Here is a 23,759-nt window from a genome sequence, read left to right on the forward strand (position 1 = left end):
ATGCCCGGTTAACGATGGGGCAACGAATGAAAGTTGAGATAAAACTATATTCTGAAAGTAAGTCTTACTTTAGAAGTTATCGAATGCGAGATGTTGTAAGCATCACGGTTCTTTGCTCTCTTTTCATGTTGGTGTCGAGTCGCTCCACCGATTCGGTGTCAGAAGATCTTGCGCGCATCAAGCTGGCTCAGACCGCTATGACTACGCAGCAAGACGAGGTCACGGCGCTGAAGACAAATACCAGTGAAAAACTGAATGCGCTGGTGACGCATATTGCTTCGTTATCAGCGAAGGTGAATCAACTTGACAGCCAGAATGCACGACTGGCTGAAGAATTAGGTATGGCAGCGGCTGACCTGGACGCTTTCGTACCTGCAGCATTACCTGATGAACATCAGGACGGTCCGATCATGCAGCAGATTACTGCGCTACAGCAGTCACTGGATAGTAAAGCGCAACAACTGACCATGCTTGAAAGTCTGGTCAGAGGGCACCATATCAGTGAGCAGAGTACATTATCTGGCCGTCCGATAAAGTCTGGATGGTTGTCGTCTTATTATGGTATGCGCGCCGACCCCTTTACCGGGGAGCAGGCGATGCATAAAGGATTAGATTTCGCCGGGGAAGCCGGCGACAGCGTGGTTGCCACCGCCGCCGGGGTTGTTACCTGGTCGGGCGATCGGTACGGCTACGGAAATCTGGTAGAAATAGAGCATGGAGATGGCGTGGTAAGCCGGTACGGGCACAATCAGTCGCTCCTGGTGTCAGTAGGGGATGTGGTGACCAAAGGACAGCAAATTGCTGTAATGGGCAACACAGGCCGCTCTACTGGTGCGCATGTTCACTACGAAGTAATAAGAAACGGACAACAAATCGATCCTCTGCCTTTCGTTTACAAGAAGTAATCGGGCAGCAGCCAGGTAAGTCAGTTAGTCTGACAACATCAAATTTGGGTGGCCATGCTGTGCCGTTGTGCAGGGTGGGTCATTTTTAGAAAATTGACGGCGCAGGTATGTGACGTCACGACAAGTAGTGGAATAATCAACCAAATGTTTGCAAGCGTCCTGAGAAAAGTATTCGGAAGTCGAAACGACCGTCTATTAAAAAAATTACAAAAAAGTGTCGAAGCCATTAACGCGCTGGAGTCTGAGTACGAAGGGCTTTCCGACGACGCACTAAAAAACAAGACAGCTGAATTCCGTGAACGTCTGGAAAAAGGCGAAACGCTTGATAGCCTGCTGGTAGAAGCGTTTGCCACTGTCCGGGAAGCCAGTAAACGGGTCTACGGCATGCGTCACTTCGACGTGCAGATGCTGGGTGGTTACGTACTTCACCAGGGTAAAATTGCCGAAATGCGTACCGGTGAGGGTAAAACCCTGACCGCAACCTTGCCGACTTATCTGAACGCACTGACCGGCAAAGGTGTTCACGTGATCACTGTGAATGATTATCTGGCCCGTCGGGATGCTGACTGGAGCCGCGAGTTATTTAATTATCTTGGTATGACCGTGGGTTGTAACGTACCGGGCATGTCGCCGGAGCAGAAGCGTGAGGCTTATGCCAGCGATGTCACTTACGGTACCAACAATGAGTTTGGTTTTGATTATCTGCGTGACAATATGGCATTCAGTCCTCAGGATCGTGTTCAGCGTCCCTTGCACCACGCCGTGATCGATGAAGTTGACTCCATCCTGATTGATGAAGCCCGTACACCACTGATTATCTCTGGTGCGGCAGAGGACAGCTCAGAACTTTACCGTCGGATTAACACGGTTATTCCTGAGCTGGTTCAGCAGGAAGAAGAAGACGAAGAAGGTAAAGAAGGCGACGGTGACTACACCATCGACCTGAAAGCGAAGCAAATACACCTGACTGAGCGTGGTCAGCTGCACGTGGAAGAAATCCTCCAGCGTTCAGGCATTCTGCCTGAAGGGGAATCGCTGTTTGCGGCCGGGAATATCTCGCTACTTCACCATATTAATGCGGCACTGCGCGCGCACAAGCTGTTCAGCAAAGACGTAGACTACATTGTTAAAGAAGACCAGATTGTTATTGTTGATGAACACACCGGTCGTACGATGGAAGGGCGTCGCTGGTCTGAAGGTCTGCACCAAGCAGTAGAAGCTAAAGAAGGTGTGAAGATCCAGAATGAAAACCAGACGCTGGCGTCTATTACTTTCCAGAATTACTTCCGCTTATACGACAAACTGTCAGGCATGACCGGTACCGCCGATACTGAAGCGTTCGAGTTTCAGTCTATATACGGCCTTGAAACCGTGGTGATCCCCACCAACCGGCCGATGATCCGCGATGATAAGGCTGATCTTATCTATCTGACCGCGGAAGAAAAGTACGAAGCCATTGTGGAAGATATCCGCGACTGTGTAAAACGCGGCCAACCCACGCTGGTTGGTACCGTGTCTATTGAAAATTCTGAGCTGCTGTCACGGATCCTCAAGAAAGAAAAGATCCCACACAAGGTTCTGAATGCCAAATTCCATGCGCAGGAAGCTGACATTGTTGCCCAGGCGGGTAAGCCGGGCGCGGTAACCATTGCCACAAACATGGCAGGTCGGGGTACCGATATCGTGTTAGGCGGTAACTGGCAGGTGGAAGTGGAGAACATGGAAAACCCCACCGAAGAACAAATTGCGAAAGTAAAAGAAGCCTGGCAGATCCGCCACAAAGAAGTCCTGGACGCCGGCGGTTTGCACATTATAGGTACTGAGCGCCACGAGTCACGCCGTATCGATAACCAGCTACGCGGCCGGTCAGGTCGTCAGGGGGACCCGGGCTCCAGCCGTTTCTACCTGTCGCTGGATGACGCGTTAATGCGCATCTTTGCGTCTGAAAAAATGGCCGGCATGATGAAGCGGTTGGGTATGGAACGTGGCGAAGCCATCGAGCACCCGTGGGTTACCCGCGCCATCGAAAATGCCCAGCGCAAGGTAGAGGGGCGTAACTTCGATATTCGTAAGCAACTGCTGGAATACGATGATGTGGCTAACGATCAGCGTAAGGTGATTTACGAGCAGCGTAATGAGCTGCTGGACGAAGGCGACATCAGCGAAACCATTGCGGTTATTCGTGAAGATGTGGTGAACACCGTCGTGAACGAATACATTCCGCCCCAGTCACTGGAAGAGATGTGGGATGTGAAAGGGCTGGAAGAGCGCCTGAGAGCCGACTTCGCGGTAGATTTACCGCTTCAGGAGTGGCTGGACAACGACGACAAGCTATACGAAGAAAAGCTGCGTGAGCGTATTCTTGAAGAAATCACCGCGGCGTATCAGGAAAAAGAAAAACTGGTAGGCGCTGACGTACTGCGTCAGTTCGAGAAAGCAGTCATGCTGCAAAATCTGGACAGCAACTGGAAAGAGCATCTGGCGGCCATGGATCACCTGCGTCAGGGGATTCACCTGCGCGGTTACGCACAGAAAAACCCCAAGCAGGAATATAAACGCGAGTCGTTTGAACTGTTCTCAGAAATGCTGGAAGCTCTGAAAATCGAGGTCATCACCATTCTGTCACGGGTTAAGGTGCGTGCTGAAGAAGACGTCGAGAAAGTTGAAGAGCAGCGTCGTCAGGCTGATGACGTGCCTAAGAACTTTAAGCACGAAGATGCCAGCGCGAAGCCAGAAGCGGCCAGCGACAAGGTACGCAGTGAAGTGCGCAACGGACCGAAAGTAGGCCGAAATGATCCCTGTCCGTGCGGCTCAGGCAAAAAATATAAGCAATGTCACGGTAAACTGACCTGATGAAAGAGGTGCATGTCGCCGTGGGGGTTATCCTTCGCGGCAACCAGGTTTACGTGTGTTTACGTCCTGAGGACAAGCACCAGGGCGGCAAATGGGAGTTCCCCGGCGGCAAGGTCGATAGCGGGGAAACGGTGCAGCAGGCACTTAGCCGTGAATTGTCCGAGGAAACCGGTATTCGTGTTAACACTTCGTCACCGCTAACAGAGGTGGTGCACGATTATGGAGACAAGCGGGTCCGCCTTGATGTCCACCTGGTCACCGGTTTCGACGGCGAGCCTTATGGTGCTGAAGGGCAACAGGGCCAGTGGTGGTCAGTTGATTCATTGGACCCGACGGTTTTTCCACAGGCTAATAAAGAAATTATTAACGCTCTGCACGCCACTTTATAAGTCGCCCTGAGTATTATATAAAAAAAGCGAAAGCCGACTGGCTTTCGCTTTTTTGTTTGTGCAGTGTGCAGCGGCGTTTAAATGGTGATGCGGGTAGCAGTGGCGAATGCCACGTGCTGCTTATGATATGCCGCTTCATTGATGAAATGGGGGTAGGTGGTATCACCTTGCCAGGTAATATCGTTTCCGGCAAAGTCGCGAAATACCGGTTGACCGGGCATCAGCGGCAGAAAATCTGCATCCTGGAGCTGGTGATGGATCATTGCCGTACGCTGGCCCTGTTCGTCGAGGGGAAAGGGGATGTTGTCACCCAACCGAAATGCTTCGCAAGCAGGCAGGTTACCCAGCGTCTCGTTATTCCAAGCCACACAGAAGCCCAGAATAGCTTCGGCCATCGTCTGGGTTAACTGATAGATATCTTCTCTCAAAACCCCCTGTGGCTGCGCGCCAACTTCAATCATGACGCCTTTGGTGCCCGTGGTGCATAAATAAGGGTGCTCTGCGACCGGTTGCTCGTCTTCAATCAACACATTGGCCTCGGGCATCACCTGCTTCACGTACCGGGCCAGCTGGGTGTTAAACTCATCCAGTTCCAGAATGATCAACGTCGCGCCCATATTGCTGGTGGTGTTATGAATATCCACCACCAGGTCGTGTTGTGAGTTGCCTTTTGGCCCCAGTTGTTCATTCAGTTTAGTCGCCAGCCGGGCTTCTTTACTGGTGCCTTTCCCCATCAGCATCTGAAAAGAAAACTGCCGGTTCAGATCATCCTCGACGAAGCGGACATTGGCGTTGATGGCATCCGGGTTAGCCAGCACACAGGACACATTCAACGACGCAAACGTGTCGGGCAGGCCCTGTTTACGCCAGCTGTTTATAAGCTGAATACCACTGGTCTCATTGCCGTGGGTACCGCCTACCAGCGCTACGGATTCGATCATCGCTGTTCCTTAGTGTTTGAAAAAGTCGTCAGGTTGCTGACTGAGCATGGCTTCTATTTCTTCGATGTCCATGGGCGTGGCAGGGGTTTTAGGCTCTGCCGCGGTGGCGATTTTGCGTTCTTCGCCGGCCCACTCGCCGAGATCGATTAGCTGACATTTTTTGGAGCAGAACGGGCGATATTCACTGTCTGTGCTCCACACCACAGCTTTGCTGCATATTGGACAATTTACTTTCATGACATTGCTCAGAATAGTTGTGATACGCCTATGTTACTGCGAAGTCGGCATTGAAAAAAGGCCAGTAACAACCAGGCAGGTGTGCAGATAAACCGGTTAACAGGCTGCGAGAGTAAAAGGGACATCAGAAGATACCGAGCTGCCCTGACCCGCATCCGGGTCGAACCACATAAAGCGTACTGCGAAACGATATTTATTGCCGCTTACGGTAGGGTAATGGCCTTCTGACACGCTACAACGAATGCGAAGCAATTCGTTCTTATCTTCGGCTACCCCCTGGTAGAAACCATTATTAGCGGTGAATTGCTGAAAATTACCCCGTTCGCGCAGAAACGACAGACTAATGGCGATCGCGTCTTCCAGTATGGTGAGCGTTTTTAGCCAGCCTGAAATGTCCTGCTGCCGGGTTTCCAGCGGTTGCTTTAACCAGTAATGCAGGTTCGGTAAATCAAAACTGCAAGCCCCGCCGGGAATGGCAAAGCGTTGGCGGATAGAAGATAAAAATTTATCCTCCCTAAGCTCGGTACCAAATTTCTTGCTGGCCTTAAGTTGTTCACGCAGCCTGATAATAGACTTCAGTGCATGGTCTAACGCACTGCTATCAATATTGGGATGTTGCGACCAGTGCACCAGATTTTTTTCATGACTGTCGAGGTCTTTGAGAATATCCGTACGCAGATCGAGCCGATCGAACAGATCCAGCAAAATAAATAGCTGATCGAAGAAATACATCTGCACCGGCGCTGTCTGGACTTGCGCACCCGTTTTCAACTGAGCCATTAATTGCTCAATTCTCAGGTAATTGCGAACCTTTTCCTTCAACGGAAATTCGAAAACAGCGTCAGACATGTAGTTCCTCATAGTTTGGTCAGATCGAACTACAGCGTAAAAACGCCAGAATTTCAAGCGCAGAGGGCATTTAATGGCAAATGAACGTTAGTTTGCGCTGCTTGCCATAGAAAGATAGCGTGTGTGAAGGTTGGCAACGTGATGCCGGGTTGCTTCCCGTGTGCCGCTATTGTCGATGATATCATCAGCGTGCGCTAGCCGGGTGGCCCGGCTTGCCTGCGCTTGCATAATGTTGCGAATCGTTTGCTCAGAACTGCCGTCCCGCTGCATGGCCCGCTTCAGCTGTAGATCTTCCGGGCAGTCTATCACCAGTACCCGGTCTGCCATAGCAGTAAGATTGTTTTCTATCAGCAGAGGCACCGCGAGCACCGCATAGGCAGAGGTACTAGCCCGAATAGCGCTGTTCATACTTTCCCGGATAAGCGGGTGAAGCAATGCGTCTAGCCATTGTTTTTGGTCAGGGTTGTGAAAAACAATTTCTCGTAGCGCCTGACGATTCAGCGTGCCATCTGGGTGTAAAACAGGGTCGCCAAACCGCGAGGCAATGCGCGCCAGCCCATCAGAGCCGGGTTCAACCACTTGACGGGCGATGACGTCCGCGTCGATGACATCAATACCAAGTGCACTAAAACAATCGGTGACAAGCGACTTACCGCTGCCTATGCCCCCGGTCAGCCCCACTACCCAGTTCTGCGCCATTAGCCCAACGCCCAGTTAATATAGCCGCTGATAATATCGTCTTTATAAAGCAGTGTGATCCAGCCGGCAACGGCCAGGTAGGGGCCGAAGGGGATCGCCAGCGACTTACCTTTGCGCTGAACTACCATCAGGGTGACACCGGCGATGGCGCCCACCAGGGAAGACAGTAAAATGATCACCGGCAGCCCTTGCCAACCGGTAAACGCTCCTAGCGCGGCCAGTAGCTTAAAGTCACCGTAGCCCATACCCTCTTTGCCGGTAGCCAGTTTAAACAGCCAATAGACACTCCATAAACTCAGGTAGCCCGCCACGGCGCCAAGAATGGCGTCCTGGGGAGACACAAACACGTTATTCAGACTAATCAGCAGACCTACCCACAACAGCGGCAGCGTCAGTTGATCGGGCAGCAGCATCTTATCGAGATCGATAAATAGCAGCGCGACTAATATATAGGTAAACAGCACCGCCCACAGGGCCTGTGGTGAGGGGCCAAAATGCCAGGCTGCCAGGGTACAAACTACGGCGGTTAATAACTCTACCAGGGGATACCGTACTGAAATTCCAGCACCGCACGAGGCACAGCGACCTCTTAAAAAAATATAACTGAGCAGCGGAATATTTTCCCACGCACGGATCTTATGCTGGCAATGGGGGCAGGTGCTGTCAGGTTTAACCAGATTAAAGGGCGCCTGAGGTTCAGGCGTCGCGTCGGGTGAAAAGTAGCTCTGATATTCCTGCTGCCAGTCGCGTTCCATCATAATAGGTAGGCGATGTATAACCACGTTCAGAAAGCTGCCCACCATCAGACTCACCACAAAAATGAGCGAATAAAAGAATACAGGTGAAACCAGGCTGAGTTGAATGACCGACTCTATCATGATGAATTACGTCTGCTGAAAAAGGCAAGACTGCCAGATTGACAGTCTGATAACAATCAAAAGGGGTGGGCTAAACCACATTCCCCATCTGGAATATGGGCAAGTACATTGCCACAATCAGGCCGCCAATAACCACCCCGAGCACCGCCATTATCATGGGCTCCAGCAAACTGGTTAAGCCGTCTACCATATCGTCAACTTCGGCCTCGTAGATAGTGGCAATTTTGGCCAGCATTTCATCCACGGCACCGGACTCTTCACCAATGGCTATCATCTGGGTAACCATATCAGGGAACACGTTAGTGGCGCGCATGGCAGTGTTCATTTGCATACCGCCAGCGACTTCGTTTCGAATAAACAGGATGGCATCGCGGTAAACCGCATTGCCGGACGCGCCGGCTGCGGATTCCAGTGCGCCTATCAGCGGCACACCAGCGGCAAAGGTAGTAGACAGAGTACGGGTGAAGCGGGCGATACTTGCCTTTTTCAGGATCTCACCGACTACCGGGGCTTTCAGGACTTGCTTGTCAACACTGTCGCGCAGTTTTTGCGAGCGCTTATGGGCGCGCATAAACAAGAAGCCGGCGATACCAGCACCGATCCCAATAAACACACCGTAATTCTGCACAAATGCAGAAATGGCCAGTACGAACTGAGTAAATGCAGGCAGCTCGGCACCAAAGCTGCTAAAAATTTCTTCAAATTGCGGCACCACGAATATCAGCAGAATAGTGGTTACAATAAACGCCACCACCAATACCGCGATGGGGTAGAACATGGCCTTTTTAATTTTTGACTTCAATGCCTCAGCTTTTTCTTTGTAAGTGGCAATGCGGTCGTAAATGGTTTCCAGCGCCCCGGATTGTTCGCCGGTGTGCACCAGGTCACAATATAAGTCGTCAAAATAATCCGGGTGTTTGCGAAGCGCGGTGGAAAGCGGGTTACCGGCTTTTACCTCATCGGTAATCTCACCCAGCAACTTACGCATGGAACGTTTAGCGTGCCCCTGAGCAATCATTTCCAGCGCCTGAATGAGGGTAACGCCGGCGGTCAGCATGGTGGCAATCTGACGGGAAATCACCGAAATGTCAGCGGCGGTGATTTTTTCATTACCTCTGCCAAACAGCGGGGTGGACAACTTCTTTACCTTATTGGCAGAAATGCCCTGACGGCGTAGCAGGTTTTTCGCCTCGGCCAGTGAAGTCGCGGAGATTTCACCCTTGCGGCTTCCGCCACGTTTGTCTTTGCCTTGCCAGGTATACACTGTTGCTGCCTTGGCCATGTGGACTACCTCAGAATACTGTTTCGCGAAATAAAGGATTAAAAGAGTATAGAGACAACAAAGCCCAGTGAAAACTGGGCTTTGTTTCAGTTATTTAGCGAATGCTAAATTAGCACAGTGTGGCTGGGTCACAAACTGCTCCCCAGGTCACTTGACGACTTGCAAAGTCCAGTGTCGGAGTCAGGGTGTAAGTACCAGCGCCACTGATTGAAGAATCAGTTGCCTTAGTAGCTACAATCACGCCGTTGGTAGTTGACAGGCCAGTTACGCCTGGACCGGCAGTAACGTCAGCAGGGATACCAGAAGAATTACCGTTGCAGTTTGCTAATACAGTGGTTGCGTCAGTACCTGGCTGGGTCTGTGCACAAACTTCAACAGCAGACTTAGCGGCCGCAGTGGCGTTAACGACTTCAGTGAAGCGCGCTTTCTGCGTGTAGTTCTGATAGGCCGGCAGAGCGATGGCTGCCAGAATACCGATGATAGCAACAACGATCATCAGTTCGATTAATGTAAAACCTTTTTGGTTAGAAGCTTGTACTTGTTTCATGGTCTTTCTCCGGGACGCGTATTACGCTTTTCAAAATAAATAGCATTTAAAGTTACGTTATATACCTGAGTCGTCCTGTCTAACGGCCCCGGTACTTGTGTGTCAGTATAGGAAGACTTTTCTATCTGACAAGTATCAGAAATTATACCGAGGTGTTGCTTTTGTCTGAGTTAACCAGGCGACGTAAAGTGCTCTACACAGACCCGGAACGGGCCGTGGCCGGTTTTATACATTTACTGCAGGGTGACCCGCAACGACAAATCGATTGCCTGAACGTGTTTGGTGAGCGCACCTGAAGAAATAAAGTCTACGCCCAGGCCCGCCAGTGAGTGCAGTCGTGCATCGGTGATGTTTCCTGAGACTTCCAGCTTACAGGCTCCCTGATTTATGTCGACTGCCTGTTGGACCTGTTCGTTCGTGAAATTATCTAACATGACAATATCCGCGCCAGCCCTAATGGCTTGCTGCAATTCATCCAGTGATTCCACTTCTACTTCTACCGGTTTGCCGGGGTGGGCATCCCGGGCTGCGGTGATAGCCGCCTGGATACTGCCGCACGAGATTATATGATTCTCTTTAATCAGAAACGCGTCGTGCAGACCAACCCGGTGGTTTTTACCGCCGCCGATGGCCACAGCATACTTTTGTGCCAACCGCAGGCCCGGTAAGGTTTTACGGGTATCCAAAATGCGTGTATTGCTATTGGCGAGGATTGCAGCATAGTGGCTGGCAGCTGTGGCCGTGCCCGACAGGGTTTGCAGAAAGTTCAGCGCGGTGCGCTCGGCGGTAAGGATCCCTCGCGCCGACCCGTGCAGTGTCGCCAGCTGCGTATCGGCCGCTACTGTGTCGCCATCGCTGACTGCCCACTCAACCTTTATGGCCTCATCAATCTGAGCAAATGCACTGCTGGCCCAGTCGGTACCACACACGGTGCAGTCTTCCCGGGTAATGATGTGCGCCGTGGCCTGTTTGTCAGCTGGGATAAGGTTGGCAGTGATGTCGTTGGTGGGTGATAGCTCACCCCCTAAATCTTCGGTTAATGCCAGGGCTACCTGCGCGTGAATAGTGCTAAGGTCTGGACGGGCCATGGTGTCAGATACTCGTATTCGCTAAAGGGTACGCAATATTAACCATTCCCCGCGCTGAGTAAACTCCAATTGCTTCAAAACACTCATTCCCAACAAAATCTGGTCGCTTTGCATACCCGGATTGAGATTGCCACGGATATTGTTAAGTTCTATGTCCCCAATTTGCAAACGGTCGATGCGGGTTTCTGCCACTGTCACCGTGCCGTTTGCAGTTTGTGCCAGACCGCGCCTGCCCGCAATCAGACCCAGGTCGTCTTGTAAGTGGGCCGGGACGGCCACATCGGTAGCACCGGTGTCCACCAAAAAAGTGACCGGCGTGCCGTTAATAAAACCGCTGGTAACATAGTGGCCGGCATGGTTTTGTTTAAGCCTGACTTCAGTCTGGTTATCTATGCGCATGGATTTGGGCTGCTGGTTGGGGTTAACCTGTTGTTCCAACAGATCGCCGAACACCAGAATTAGCAGGCCGAAAGCACACACCCAGGCTAATACAAACATCCACTTACCGGCACCGCTTGAATTTTGGGTCATGAAATCCTCTTTATTGTCACCATGACTAAAGCTGGTTGAGAGATACGGGAACTGATGTCACACTTTCCTTATTAGTTTGTCAATGTGGCTTTCATGAATACCAGCGATGACCTCTACCCTCAGGCCGTGCAAATACACAGTGATTTTTGGGATGCACGGCCAGCATCGGCGGCAATTTCGCTGTTGGTGATCCATAATATCAGCTTACCACCGGGGCAGTTTAATACGACTGGCATTCGGGATTTGTTTACCGGTAAGCTCGATCCCTCAGCAGATCCATTTTATGAGCAAATTGCTGACTTACGGGTATCAGCGCATTGTGTTATTTACCGTACCGGCCAGGTGGAGCAATTTGTACCCTTTTCAGGGCGCGCCTGGCATGCTGGCGTGTCCTCGTTTCAGGGGCAGGCCCGGTGTAACGACTATGCCATCGGCATTGAACTGGAAGGCACCGATTCTCAGCCTTATACTGAGGCTCAGTACCACGCACTACATGCGTTAAGTGAATATATTTTATCGCAGTATCCTCTGATCACTTGCGGGCGGATAGTAGGGCATAATGATATCGCTCCGGGTCGAAAAACCGATCCCGGCCCGGCGTTTGACTGGTGTCGTTACCGTCAGACTCTGTTTACAACAATGGATCCAACACGATGATGTTAATAAGTTTGTTGCTGGTACTGGCTATCGAGCGCAGTGGCGTAAAAACACCCCATTGGCACATAGAGTATTATGGAACACGATACCGCAGCTGGCTCACCGATAAAGGCTGGTTATCCGAGGACAGCGCAGACTGGCAGGTGTGGCTGTATTTACTGCTGCCGGCACTGCTACTGGGCTTTCTTGAAAGCTGGTTGCTGGGGGCATTCCTGACGTTTGTGGAGCAAACCCTGATATTATTTGTTTGCATCGGTTGTCCGGCGTTACGAGCCACCTATAAACATTTCTTACAAGCCGCAGACCGGGGCGATCTGGAAGCCTGTGCCCATTATTCAGACCAGCTTGGGCATTGCGAAGAACCCGCTTCAGAAGAGCAGACGGCAGCCAGTCGGGAAGGTAAAACGTTCGGTCAGCATTTAACCTGGCTGAACTATCAGCACTATGCCGCAGTGATTTTATGGTTTCTTGCATTCGGTGCCCCGGGTGCATTGTTTTACAGTGTGACGCGCGTAGTCCACGAAGGCTTTTGCCGCGAAGGCACGTCTCAGCAGTCCGCCACCGCCAGATTGCTGTTTGCACTGGATTTTATCCCGGTGCGAATTGTCTCGTTTGGCATGTTAATGATGGGACACTTTTCCCGCGCCTTCCCACTGTGGTTGCGGTATCTGTCAGACTTTACGGTGATGCCGGGACGCCTGCTTACTGAGGTAGCCGGACAAGCAGAAGTACTCAGTCCCGAAGAGCAGTCAGCCCAGCAAGCTAATGCGGCGGTGGAGCCGAAAGTGCTGGTCAGACTGGCTAAACGCAATATTTTATTCCTGATGGCGGTCACCGCAGTGCTTACCTTAACCGGCCTGCTTCCGTAGCATGGAGTCAGCGTTTCCCTGCATTATTTTTCATCGTTCTGGTCTGAGGCGGGCTCCTCAGACCAGTTTGCCAAAAATCAATTTTTGCAACAAATTCAACCAGAAAGCTTAACAACGCCGACGCTTTACAGGATGTTAAAGGGGGAAACTATTTACCTGTAGGTTATTCTCACCTACACTGTATAGGTAAAATGGTATTACCAATTCCGGGTGGCGCAGTAAACTTGTTTACATTTTAGCCGCCTTTTTTGTGAGCGGGACTAAGATAAATGCGTCAAGGACGGAAAAAACTGTCAGATGTCATTACCGAGCAACTGGAATCTATGATTCTGGACGGCTCGCTTTTGGCTGGCCAACAGCTTCCGCCCGAGCGGGAACTGGCCCAGCAGTTTGACGTATCGCGTCCGTCTTTGCGGGAGGCGATAGGCAATCTGCAGGTGCGGGGGTTAGTAGAGCGTAAGCAGGGTGGCGGCACGTTTGTCAGCCGTGAGCTTAATGCGACGATGACCGACCCGCTCATGGCGCTGATAAGCCGGCGCCCGGAAACCCAGTTCGATTTACTGGAGTTTCGGCACGCGTTGGAAGGCATGGCGGCATATTATGCTGCCTTACGTGGTCAGCCAGAGGACTATCAGGCGCTGCGCAAGGCACTGGATGATTTGCCTACACCCGCGAAAAATGAAAGCAAGCACGCGCAGGCACAGGCATTGGGACAGTTTTACATCATCATGGCGCGGGCATCCCATAATATGGTGCTGCTGCATGTGATGAGTACCATGCAAACAATGTTAATAGAAAACATTGAGAAAAACCTTGAGATGCTGGCGCAGCATACTAGTGTGGTGGATGACATCGCGCGTCAGCGCTGTGAAATTGTCGAAGCCATTGCGTCCCGGGATCCGGAAGCAGCCCGTCAGGCGTGTAATGCGCATCTGGCTTTCATTGAAAAAACGTTGCTGGATATCAACAGGCGTGACAGTCGCGTTCAACGCGCACTGCGACGACTGGAAATATAAAGGGCGCGAAGCCCGTTATACACAGCCGGTGCACATCGAATGCATCGTGCTCATACAGGGTGAGCCACAAGGGCTTGCTTTAAGTAAAACGTAGTTTAGGTATCCATCCTGCGGGGCAGAGTGACCCCGGGGGTGGTTTTCTATATTAGCAAACATAGGATGGCACCATGACTGATATGATGCACCAAGATGTGGATCCACAAGAAACCCAAGAGTGGTTGGATTCACTAGAGTCAGTTTTAGAAGAAGAAGGTACAGAACGGGCTCACTTCTTATTAGAATCACTAATTGAAAAAGCACGCAGAAATGGTGCCCACTTACCCTATGATGCAACCACCGCATATATAAATACTATTCCGCCAGGTCAGGAACCCACAATGCCGGGCGACCAGACCATTGAAGGTAAAATTCGTAATGCGCTGCGCTGGAATGCCCTGATGATGGTATTGCGTGCGTCGAAGAAGAACCTGGAGCTGGGCGGACATATCTCTAGCTTTGCGTCATCTGCCATGCTGTACGATGTGGGCTTTAACCACTTCTACCGCGCGCCAAACGAAAAAGACGGCGGGGATTACGTATTCTATCAAGGCCACGTCTCCCCAGGCATTTACTCACGCGCATACATTGAAGGACGTCTGACTGAAGAGCAGCTGGACGGTTTTCGTCAGGAAGTAGACGGCAAAGGCCTGTCTTCTTACCCGCATCCTAAGCTAATGCCTGATTTCTGGCAGTTCCCCACCGTGTCGATGGGCTTAGGCCCAATGCAGGCAATTTATCTGGCCCGCTTCCTGAAGTACCTTACCGACCGTGGTATCAAAGACTGTTCAGAGCAGCGCGTATGGTGCTACCTGGGTGACGGCGAGTGTGACGAGCCGGAAACATTGGGTGCCATCGGCCTGGCTTCACGGGAAGGTCTGGATAACCTGACGTTCGTTATCAACTGTAACCTGCAGCGTCTGGATGGCCCGGTGCGGGGTAATGGCAAAATCATTCAGGAGCTGGAAGGCAACTTCCGTGGTGCTGGCTGGGAAGTCATTAAAGTTATTTGGGGTCGCTACTGGGATCCTCTGCTGGCCCGTGATACGTCAGGCAAACTACTCGATCTGATGAACGAGACGGTAGATGGCGAATACCAGAACTTCAAAGCCAAAGGTGGCTCGTACACCCGTGAGAAGTTCTTTGGTAAATACCCTGAGCTGAAGGAAATGGTTGCCAATATGTCTGATGAAGACATCTGGCGCCTGAATCGTGGCGGACACGATCCGGTAAAAGTCTATGCTGCATATGATCGCGCCGTGAAAACCAAAGGCCGCCCTCAGGTTATCCTGGCGAAAACCGTTAAGGGGTATGGCATGGGCGCTGCCGGTGAAGGCAAGAACATTGCCCACCAGGTGAAGAAAATGGACATGGAAGGCGTGAAAGCCTACCGCGACCGTTTCAATATTCCGGTAGACGACAGCGAGCTGGAAAACCTGCCGTATTACAAGTTTGAAGACGACAGTGAAGAAATGAAGTACCTGCGCGAACGTCGCGAGGCACTGCATGGTTATATGCCGGTGCGTCGGGCTAAGTCGTCTGAAGACTTGCCTGCGCCTCCAATGAAAGCATTCGAAGCCGTAACGAAAGGCTCGGGCGATCGTGAGATTTCTACCACTATGGCCTTTGTGCGGGTACTGACTGCGCTGCTTAAAGACAAGCAGATCGGCAAGCGTATCGTGCCAATTATCCCGGATGAGGCCCGTACTTTCGGTATGGAAGGCCTGTTCCGTCAGGTTGGAATTTACTCTTCACAAGGTCAGAAATACGAACCACAGGATTCTGATCAGGTTGCTTATTACCGTGAAGACAAGAAAGGCCAGGTTCTGCAGGAAGGTATAAACGAACTGGGCGCAATGGCCTCGTGGCTGGCGGCGGGTACTTCCTACAGCCTGAATGACCTGCCGATGGTACCATTCTACATTTACTATTCTATGTTTGGCTTCCAGCGTGTTGGCGACATGGCATGGGCGGCAGGCGATTCACGGACCCGTGGCTTCCTGGTTGGCGGAACCGCAGGGCGTACTACGCTGAACGGCGAAGGCCTACAGCACCAGGATGGTCACAGCCATACGCAGGCTGCGCTCATTCCTAACTGTATCAGCTACGATCCCACCTACGGCTACGAAGTGGCGGTGATTGTGCAGGATGGTCTGCGTCGCATGTTTGAAGAACAGGAAGACGTGTTCTACTACCTGACTGTAATGAATGAAAACTACGTTCAGCCAGCCATGCCGAAAGATTGTGAAGAAGGCATAGTGAAAGGTATCTACAAGCTGGATACCGTGGGTAAAGGCAAGAAGAAAGTGAAACTGCTTGGCTCCGGTACCATTCTTGAGCAGGTACGTGAAGCGGCCAAGACGCTGGCGGATGATTATGGCGTAGAAGCGGAAGTTTATTCGGTGACGTCGTTCAACGAACTCGCCCGGGACGGTATGGATTGTGACCGTCACAATATGCTGAATCCGGATGCGGATGCCAAAACTCCGTTCATCACACAGGTGCTGAATGAGGGTAACGATGGTCCTACCGTTGCGGCTACCGATTACATTAAGAACTACGCCGATCAGGTGCGCAGCTTTGTACCGGGTTCATACCGGGTACTGGGAACCGATGGTTTCGGTCGCTCCGACAGCCGTGCCAACCTGCGTCGTCATTTTGAAGTAGATGCGGCCCACGTGGCGTTTGCAGCACTGTATGAACTGCATAAAGCGGGCGATGTTGATGCCAAGACATTGTCCAAAGCCATGAAAGATCTGAACATTGATTCAGACAAAGTTAACCCGCTTTACGCGTAAGTTCACGGAGACTCAGAATTATGTCAGATATCAAAGACGTTCTTGTACCCGATCTTGGGGAAGACGAAGTTGAAGTTATTGAACTCTGCGTGGCAGAGGGTGATGACGTTGATGCCGAAGACTCGCTGGTTACCGTTGAAAGTGACAAAGCCAGCATGGACATACCGGCGCCTTTCGCCGGTAAAGTAAAAGAGTTATGCGTCAACGTTGGCGACAAAATCTCGCAGGGCGACCTGCTGGCTAAACTGGCTGCGGCCGGAGACGCTGGTGGCGATGACGCTGATGAGCAGGAAGATACTGAATCTCAGCCAGCGGCAGAGGAACAGTCTCAAGCTGAAGAGAAGCAAGAAGCTGCGCCGGCCAAAGAGAAAAGTAACGGCAGCGGCGGTAGCAAAACCATTGAAGTTAACGTGCCTGACATCGGCGACGAATCTGAAGTGGACGTGATTGAAGTTCTGGTAGCCGAAGGCGACACGGTTGAGGCAGAAGACGGCCTGATCACGCTGGAAACCGACAAAGCGACGATGGATGTGCCATCGCCCCAGGCCGGCAAAGTTGTCAGTCTGTCGGTTAAAGAAGGTGATAAAGTCAGTGAAGGTTCACTCGTCCTGACACTGGAAGTGGCCGGTGACGATGACGGCGAACAAGCCGCACAGGACGATGGCGCTGATGACGCGAAGGCCGACAGCAATAGCGGCGAGAGCGCAGCTGAAGCTACCGAAGAAGAAATTGAAGTTAAGGTACCTGATATCGGTGATGACGCCGACGTGGACGTTATCGAGATTCTGGTTGCCGAAGGTGACACCATCGAAGCCGAAGATGGCCTAATTACCCTGGAAACCGACAAAGCCACCATGGACGTGCCTGCCCCGAAAGGCGGCACCGTAACCAAGCTGTTGGTGAAGCAGGGCGACAAGGTCTCGGAAGGCTCTTCGGTACTGATGCTGAAAGTAAAGGGTGAAGCCCCGAAATCAGACAGCAAGCCGGCACCAAAACAGGAGTCGCAAAAGCAGTCTGAGTCGTCTTCCAAAGACAGTGGCCGTCCGAAGCCACCACCGGTTCCGCATCACCCCTCTGCCGGTGAGAAACCAAAAACCGGCAAGGTGCATGCGTCACCCTCCGTACGCCGTCTGGCTCGGGAGTTTGGTGTCGATTTGACACAGGTAAATGGCAGCGGTCGCAAGGGACGGATTCTGAAAGAAGACGTTCAGTCGTACGTCAAATACGAGTTGTCACGGCCGAAGGCCACAGCCGGTGCTGTCGGTGACGGTGGCAATGGTGGCTTGCAGGTTATCGCACCACCTAAAGTTGATTTTTCTAAGTTCGGTGAAGTGGAAGAGAAGCCACTTACCCGCATTCAGAAGATATCCGGACCTAACCTGCACCGTAACTGGGTAACCATTCCTCACGTTACGCAGTTTGAAGAAGCAGATATCACCGATCTGGAAGCGTTCCGTAAAGATCAGAATGCCATTGCTGAAAAGCGTAAGCTGGGGGTCAAAATCACTCCGCTGGTATTCATGATGAAAGCGGCGGCCGATGCATTGAAAGCCTACCCGGTCTTCAATACGTCATTGTCAGCGGACGGTGAGTCACTGATCCAGAAGAAATACTTCCACATAGGTATTGCGGTAGACACCCCGGGAGGCCTGGTGGTGCCAGTGGTTCGTGATGTCGATAAAAAAGGCATCATGGAACTGTCCCGTGAGCTGATGGAACTTAGCGTTAAAGCCCGTGACGGTAAGCTGAAAGCCGCCGATATGCAGGGTAGCTGCTTCACCATCTCTAGTCTGGGTGGAATCGGCGGCACCGCATTCACACCTATTGTGAATGCGCCTGACGTAGCTATTCTTGGCGTGTCGAAAAGCGACATGAAGCCTAAGTGGAATGGCAAAGAGTTCGAACCGCGTCTGATGGTGCCATTGTCACTGTCATACGACCACCGGGTAATTGACGGTGCGGTAGCGGCACGCTTTGCAGTACACATGAAGAATGTACTGGAAGACATGCGTCAGATGCTGCTGTAATGCAGCCAAACGTAAAGGGGAGTGGTTCATTCCCCTTTACGCCTTTTTTCAGGCAATTAGGCCTACTTAGCTTTACAGGGCTTGTTGCCACTAGTTAAAATTCATGCGTTTTACGCATTTTTACTATTTTGGACAGGATTTGAGGTCACGATGAGCGAAATAAAAACTCAGCTAGTTGTATTGGGCGCCGGGCCGGGCGGCTACTCCGCGGCATTCCGCGCTGCCGACTTGGGCATTGAAACAGTCATTGTTGATGCCAGGGAAACACTGGGTGGGGTGTGTCTTAACGTAGGGTGTATTCCTTCGAAAGCACTGCTGCACGTGGCAAAGGTGATGAAAGAAGCTGATCACCTGTCCAATCACGGCGTGTCGTTCGGCAAGCCTGAAATTGATTTGGATAAGCTAAGAGATTACAAAGACAGTGTGGTCGGCCAGTTGACCAAAGGTCTCGACGGCATGTCTAAAATGCGCAAAGTAAAACACGTTCAGGGTTACGGTAAATTTACCGGAGCCAACACCCTGGAAGTGGAAGGTAAAGATGGCAAGACCACAATCTCCTTCGATAACGCCATTATTGCTGCAGGCTCTGAGCCGGTATCTCTGCCCTTTATCCCAGAAGATGATCGGGTAATCGACTCAACCGGCGCGCTGGAAATGAAAGATATTCCAGAGAAAATGCTGGTGCTGGGAGGCGGTATTATCGGCCTGGAAATGGGCACAGTATACGAAGCACTGGGCTCAAAAATTGACGTGGTGGAGTTCCTCGACCAACTTATTCCGGCAGCCGATAAAGACATCATGAAAGTCTTCATGAAGGCTTACAAAGACAAGTTTAATGTCATGCTGGAAACCAAGGTGACCAACGTTGAAGCAAAAGACGATGGTCTGTACGTGACCTTTGAAGGTAAGAAAGCACCTTCTGAACCAGTACGTTATGACAAGGTACTGGTAGCAGTAGGTCGTCGCCCCAATGGTAAACTGTTTGATGCGGATAAAGCCGGTGTTGAAGTGGATGACAAAGGTTTCATCAACGTTGACAAGCAAATGCGCACTAACGTTAGCCATATTCACGCCATTGGCGACATAGTTGGTCAGCCTATGCTGGCGCACAAAGCCGTACACGAAGGCCATGTAGCCGCAGAAGTTATCTCTGGTATGAAGCATTACTTCGACCCGCGTGCTATTCCATCAGTCGCGTACACTGAGCCGGAAGTTGCCTGGGTTGGTCTGACTGAGAAAGAAGCGAAAGAACAGGGCGTAAGCTACGAAACGGCTTCGTTCCCGTGGTCAGCCTCTGGCCGCGCTATTGCTTCTGATGCGACCACAGGTCTGACGAAGATGATCTTCGATAAAGACAGTGGCCGGGTAATTGGTGGCGCAATGGTCGGTACCAATGCCGGTGAGATGTTAGGCGAAATCGGCCTGGCTATTGAAATGGGTGCGGACGCAGAAGATGTTGCTCTGACAATTCATGCTCACCCAACGCTGAATGAGTCGATTGGCCTGGCGTCAGAAATTTTTGAAGGCAGCATCACGGATATGCCAAATCCGAAGGCCAAGAAAAAGAAATAATGGTTTAACAGCCGAATCAGAAAGCGAGGCTATTGCCTCGCTTTTTTTATGTCTGAAGCTAATCAGATGATCCTATTTTACTCCACGGCATATTCAGTGGCGGTAGAGTCCAGCTTAAGCAACTGAATGCTCTCATTACACTATTTCAAGGCGCCCTGAATGTGCGCACAGGTACCGGATCGCGCGGTTAGTCAGTATACTGAATGGTATCGACATTAAGGAGCGGCTCTGCAGCCATGAAAAACACCCCATCACCGGCCTCTGCTCAGCTGGAATTCTTTACGGTTCCCAGCCCGTGCATCGGTGTGTGTGAGTCAGGACCACGGGGATACTGCAGAGGCTGCTACCGAAGCCGCGATGAACGGCTGTACTGGTTGAAAGTTGATGACGCCACCCGGCGTAAAATCATTAGCGCCTGCCAACGCCGTAAACAGGCGGCCCAGCGTAAACAGCAGCAAGTGTCTGAGCCAGCGCCGCCCGGGCCGCAACAACCCGACTTATTTGACGAGTAAAGCCGGTGGTCCATTGACAACTCTGGGTGATACCAGAGTTATTCGTTCGGGTAGGGATCTTGCGGTGCATCGCCCTGACCGCTGACAATTCGCCAGGCATTTTCTGTATGGGGTTTATTCTCGGGATTAGGGCAGGGCGGGAGTGAGCTTTTCGACTGATTGGAGAGCCGGTAGCCACAGTCTGCACACTCATAGGTGCCGGCTGAGACATCACTGCCATAAGGGACGGTTTTTTCTGCTGTCATAACATAACTCCTTTGCATATTATTCGATGGCCTGCACGGGCAGACCCTTGTTTATGCATTCGTTACCGGAGCTAATTTAGATTACTTAATGTTCTTCGGGCGACCCTTTCAGTGGCGACGTCCTTCACTGAATCCTACAAGTATTTATTTTTTTACCTTTGTTGCGCAGCGTGCAGGCTGTGTTTTAGGCCACGCTTGTTATAATACCCGCCGCTAAAAATAAAGGATAACCGGCTATGTCATTAACCAAACACGTCTCGCAAGCTACGCATTCGTTCACTTTCCCGGATATTTGTTTGCGGATCCGCGACGTGCTTGATGATCCACGTTCTGGGGCAGATGATATTGCCAGCATGATCAGTGTAGATCCCTCATTAACAGCGAAAGTCCTGCGACTGGCAAACAGCGCCTTATTTCGGTTTCCCGCAGAAATAGAGTCAATCACGAAAGCAGTAAATGTGATTGGGGGGGAAGCTTTGTACAACCTGGTGGTGGCGGAAACGGCCAACACGGCATTCCGGCATTTTGATTCTGCGAAGATTGACCTCGACAAGCACTGGTTCGAGTCAGTGTATTGTGGAATGGCGGCGAAATATCTGGCTAAGTCCGCCCGGCTGCGCGGTTCGGAACGCTTTTTCGTGATGGGGATCCTGCAGAACTTTGGTGAATTGGTGGTGGCAAAAAACTCCCCCGACGCCTATCAAACCTATAGTGACGACGAGCGGGAACTGGCACCAGAAATTCGTCAACTGGACCATTTCGGTTTTACCTTCAATACCTGTAGCGGTACCATAATGGAAAGCTGGAAGCTGCCTATGCCTCTTTACTATCCGGTACTGCAGGTGCATCGGCAGGAAAAAATCCGGTCTGAAACGGACATTGGGATCCTGGCCTGTGCCAGACGTCTGACACTTCGAGAAAATCAACAAGAGCGATATGCAGAGATAGATGTTTTTTCTGCCGACATTGCCAACAGTGTAAAAGTAGAAGGGGAAACCCTGGGTAACACCGTAGAGTTTGCCAATAAAGAAGCAAACAAGGTGGCCGCACTTATTCGCTGATCCCTTACAACCAGTGCCAGGGAAGGACAATACGACAACGTGCGCTAACAATTCAGTAATAATTTATGAAACAAAATCTTGTCCTTCGGCTGCTTGGAGTGGGCTGCCTGGTGTGTCACGGCGCGGCGGTGGCCAGTGACCGTAATTTAATTCAAACTCTGTATCATGCCGACTTCGTGGCTGATGCCGATGATGATGTGCCGCGGTTTTCGCTGGATGGCGAACTGGGTGTGCTGGCGGCAACCGGCAACACTCATGCTACGTCGCTGAAAGCCGGTATTACGTCCGAGCAGGAAACCTATAACTGGAGTAACAGTTATTTTGCCGAGCTGCTGTATAAAGAAAGCGAAGTGTCCCAGGACGACAAAGTCTCACGGGAGAAAACCGCGCAGCGTTTTTTCGGGTACGCCCAGTTTGACTACAAGCTGAATTATCCGGGCCGGCGTTTGTTCATGTACGCCGACTACGAAAACGATTCTTTTAATGGCTACGACTACCGTGCTTCATTAGCCGCGGGTTACTCTCAGCGGTTATGGCGAAACGAAGAAAGCGAGTTTCGCTATAGCATTGGTCCTGGCTACTCGTTTATTGCTCCTGAGGCTGATACCGTCACCTCGGCAAACGACGGCATGATGCTGCGTGCGTCGGCCGAGTATCGTTACCGGTGGCCCTCTGGCGCGCGTTTTCGACAGTTTGTCAGTACGGAAACCGGTGCTAACAACACCCGTTCACGGTCTGAAACATCTGTCGCCGCTAACTTGTTTGGCTCTTTTGCGCTAAAAGTTTCAGTAATACTTAATCACGAAACTGATCCTGCTGATGAGGTTGCTTCGTTAAACACCGAAACTTCGATAGCGCTGGTTTACCAATTTTTCTGATGTACCCGGACGGGTGTCTTTTGATGTGTAATTCGTTGCTATTACCATGACGTTAGTTACCATAGCTTCAGAAAGTTTAATTTTGAACCAATAGCGCTGTCATCCGCACTTAATTTTGGATAATTAAATAACAAAGGAATACCTATGAAAAACACACTGTCCGCTGCCTGTCTGTTGGCATTGGCCACGTCTACATCTGCATTCGCTCAGGGTGAGGCCAAACCTTTCACAATGGAAGGTGAGCTGGGTTTTATTTTCACTACGGGCAACACTGAAACGACGTCGGTTGCTGCAGGTTTAACTGCGCATCAGGAGCTAACAGACTGGAGCAACGATTACGTAGTAGAAGGCCTGTACAAGCAAGAGACTGTAGAAGACGAAGGCATTGAAGAAGAGCGCACCTCAGCGCAGAAGTTCTTTGCCTCAGCCCAGGCTAACTATAAACTGGACAATCCGAATTACCGCTTATTCGGCTTCGCCTCGTACGAAGACGACCGGCTGAGTAACTTCGATTACCAGTCTACCCTTGCAGCGGGTTGGAACCATAAGTTGTTCGAAACGGATACACAGGCTTTTGAGTATTCAATCGGTCCGGGTTATGCTTTTGCTGAAACGCAGGATGGCGAAGAGCAAAATGGTATGATTGTTCGTGCCTCGGCCGCTTACCAATGGCGCATTTCTGATACAGCGAAATTCAGCCAGACGGTATCTACAGAAGTCGGTGCAGACAACACCAAATCCCGTGCTGAAAGTGCGCTGACTGCGACTATTAGCGGCAATTTGTCTATGAAGCTGTCAGTCGAGCTGGACCATAACTCCAACGTATCGCCTGGCATTGAAAAACTGGATACAGAGACCTCTGCGACGCTGGTATACAGCTTCTTCTAAG

General features: G+C 51.2%; 23 protein-coding genes. 13 read left to right on the top strand and 10 right to left on the bottom strand.

The genetic code is table 11. From position 1 onward, the window contains the following. Positions 1-26 precede the first annotated feature (26 nt). From OCL06_RS13165 to mutT, 3 genes are all read left to right on the top strand, one after another. Positions 27-905: a M23 family metallopeptidase gene (locus OCL06_RS13165; protein WP_262995299.1), complete on the top strand. Its 879-nt coding sequence runs from the start codon at positions 27-29 to the stop codon at positions 903-905. A 144-nt stretch (positions 906-1,049) separates the two neighbouring features. Beyond that, on the top strand, positions 1,050-3,758 hold the full coding sequence (secA, locus tag OCL06_RS13170; protein ID WP_262995301.1) for a preprotein translocase subunit SecA: 2,709 nt from the start codon (positions 1,050-1,052) through the stop codon (positions 3,756-3,758). Continuing rightward, the gene (gene mutT, locus OCL06_RS13175; RefSeq protein ID WP_262995303.1) at positions 3,758-4,147 is read left to right on the top strand and encodes an 8-oxo-dGTP diphosphatase MutT; all 390 of its coding nucleotides are present in this window, start codon (positions 3,758-3,760) and stop codon (positions 4,145-4,147) included. Before secA ends, mutT begins: the two co-directional genes overlap by 1 nt. 77 nt (positions 4,148-4,224) lie before the next feature. Here mutT and OCL06_RS13180 read toward each other — a convergent pair whose 3' ends face one another. From OCL06_RS13180 to OCL06_RS13220, 9 genes are all read right to left on the bottom strand, one after another. Continuing rightward, positions 4,225-5,088 (bottom strand): aspartoacylase, encoded by an 864-nt coding sequence (locus OCL06_RS13180; protein ID WP_262995305.1) that lies wholly within the window; start codon positions 5,086-5,088, stop codon positions 4,225-4,227. A gap of 9 nt (positions 5,089-5,097) precedes the next feature. Then, on the bottom strand, positions 5,098-5,325 hold the full coding sequence (gene yacG / locus OCL06_RS13185) for a DNA gyrase inhibitor YacG (RefSeq protein ID WP_262995308.1): 228 nt from the start codon (positions 5,323-5,325) through the stop codon (positions 5,098-5,100). A gap of 96 nt (positions 5,326-5,421) precedes the next feature. Then, positions 5,422-6,174, bottom strand: a complete 753-nt coding sequence (gene zapD / locus OCL06_RS13190; RefSeq protein WP_262995310.1) for a cell division protein ZapD — start codon at positions 6,172-6,174, stop codon at positions 5,422-5,424. 87 nt (positions 6,175-6,261) lie between these two features. Beyond that, on the bottom strand, positions 6,262-6,873 hold the full coding sequence (gene coaE / locus OCL06_RS13195) for a dephospho-CoA kinase (RefSeq protein WP_262995312.1): 612 nt from the start codon (positions 6,871-6,873) through the stop codon (positions 6,262-6,264). After that, positions 6,873-7,748 carry a prepilin peptidase gene (locus OCL06_RS13200; protein ID WP_262995780.1) on the bottom strand — a complete coding sequence of 292 codons (876 nt, stop codon included), beginning with the start codon at positions 7,746-7,748 and terminating at the stop codon, positions 6,873-6,875. Before OCL06_RS13200 ends, coaE begins: the two co-directional genes overlap by 1 nt. A 73-nt stretch (positions 7,749-7,821) precedes the next feature. Beyond that, positions 7,822-9,033: a type II secretion system F family protein gene (locus OCL06_RS13205; RefSeq protein WP_262995314.1), complete on the bottom strand. Its 1,212-nt coding sequence runs from the start codon at positions 9,031-9,033 to the stop codon at positions 7,822-7,824. A gap of 109 nt (positions 9,034-9,142) precedes the next feature. Next, complete coding sequence (locus OCL06_RS13210) at positions 9,143-9,580, bottom strand: pilin (protein ID WP_262995315.1); 438 nt, start codon at positions 9,578-9,580, stop codon at positions 9,143-9,145. Positions 9,581-9,813: 233 nt separating this feature from the next. Next, the gene (gene nadC, locus OCL06_RS13215; protein ID WP_262995317.1) at positions 9,814-10,668 is read right to left on the bottom strand and encodes a carboxylating nicotinate-nucleotide diphosphorylase; all 855 of its coding nucleotides are present in this window, start codon (positions 10,666-10,668) and stop codon (positions 9,814-9,816) included. Between the two features lie 21 nt (positions 10,669-10,689). Next, positions 10,690-11,199, bottom strand: coding sequence for a retropepsin-like aspartic protease family protein (locus tag OCL06_RS13220; protein WP_262995319.1), 510 nt, complete (start codon positions 11,197-11,199; stop codon positions 10,690-10,692). A gap of 93 nt (positions 11,200-11,292) precedes the next feature. Between OCL06_RS13220 and ampD the strand changes: the two genes are divergently transcribed. From ampD to OCL06_RS13255, 7 genes are all read left to right on the top strand, one after another. Further along, positions 11,293-11,856 (top strand): 1,6-anhydro-N-acetylmuramyl-L-alanine amidase AmpD, encoded by a 564-nt coding sequence (gene ampD / locus OCL06_RS13225; protein ID WP_262995321.1) that lies wholly within the window; start codon positions 11,293-11,295, stop codon positions 11,854-11,856. Further along, entirely contained in the window at positions 11,853-12,725 is an 873-nt protein-coding gene (gene ampE, locus OCL06_RS13230; protein WP_262995323.1) for a beta-lactamase regulator AmpE, read from the top strand. Before ampD ends, ampE begins: the two co-directional genes overlap by 4 nt. A 269-nt stretch (positions 12,726-12,994) precedes the next feature. Further along, a complete protein-coding gene (locus OCL06_RS13235; protein WP_262995325.1) occupies positions 12,995-13,741 on the top strand; it encodes a GntR family transcriptional regulator in 747 nt (248 codons plus the stop codon). A gap of 167 nt (positions 13,742-13,908) precedes the next feature. Then, the gene (gene aceE / locus OCL06_RS13240; protein ID WP_262995327.1) at positions 13,909-16,575 is read left to right on the top strand and encodes a pyruvate dehydrogenase (acetyl-transferring), homodimeric type; all 2,667 of its coding nucleotides are present in this window, start codon (positions 13,909-13,911) and stop codon (positions 16,573-16,575) included. Positions 16,576-16,595: 20 nt separating this feature from the next. After that, on the top strand, positions 16,596-18,602 hold the full coding sequence (gene aceF, locus OCL06_RS13245; protein WP_262995329.1) for a dihydrolipoyllysine-residue acetyltransferase: 2,007 nt from the start codon (positions 16,596-16,598) through the stop codon (positions 18,600-18,602). A gap of 150 nt (positions 18,603-18,752) precedes the next feature. Further along, complete coding sequence (lpdA, locus tag OCL06_RS13250) at positions 18,753-20,174, top strand: dihydrolipoyl dehydrogenase (protein ID WP_262995331.1); 1,422 nt, start codon at positions 18,753-18,755, stop codon at positions 20,172-20,174. Between the two features lie 236 nt (positions 20,175-20,410). Then, the gene (locus OCL06_RS13255; protein WP_262995333.1) at positions 20,411-20,686 is read left to right on the top strand and encodes a DUF1289 domain-containing protein; all 276 of its coding nucleotides are present in this window, start codon (positions 20,411-20,413) and stop codon (positions 20,684-20,686) included. A 38-nt stretch (positions 20,687-20,724) separates the two neighbouring features. On the opposite strand, the gene OCL06_RS13260 is transcribed toward OCL06_RS13255, so the two are convergent. Next, positions 20,725-20,931 (bottom strand): zinc ribbon-containing protein, encoded by a 207-nt coding sequence (locus OCL06_RS13260; protein ID WP_262995335.1) that lies wholly within the window; start codon positions 20,929-20,931, stop codon positions 20,725-20,727. Between the two features lie 236 nt (positions 20,932-21,167). Between OCL06_RS13260 and OCL06_RS13265 the strand changes: the two genes are divergently transcribed. The 3 genes from OCL06_RS13265 to OCL06_RS13275 all read left to right on the top strand — a co-directional run bounded on the left by OCL06_RS13265 (position 21,168) and on the right by OCL06_RS13275 (position 23,758). Then, complete coding sequence (locus OCL06_RS13265) at positions 21,168-21,992, top strand: HDOD domain-containing protein (protein ID WP_262995337.1); 825 nt, start codon at positions 21,168-21,170, stop codon at positions 21,990-21,992. Positions 21,993-22,057: 65 nt separating this feature from the next. Continuing rightward, the gene (locus OCL06_RS13270; RefSeq protein WP_262995339.1) at positions 22,058-22,870 is read left to right on the top strand and encodes a DUF481 domain-containing protein; all 813 of its coding nucleotides are present in this window, start codon (positions 22,058-22,060) and stop codon (positions 22,868-22,870) included. Between the two features lie 144 nt (positions 22,871-23,014). Then, positions 23,015-23,758, top strand: coding sequence for a DUF481 domain-containing protein (locus OCL06_RS13275; protein WP_262995341.1), 744 nt, complete (start codon positions 23,015-23,017; stop codon positions 23,756-23,758). The last annotated feature ends 1 nt before the right edge of the window (position 23,759 follow it).

It is taken from the genome of Alteromonas salexigens, assembly GCF_025628895.1.
In the GTDB taxonomy this organism is placed as follows: Bacteria; Pseudomonadota; Gammaproteobacteria; order Enterobacterales; family Alteromonadaceae; genus Alteromonas; species Alteromonas salexigens.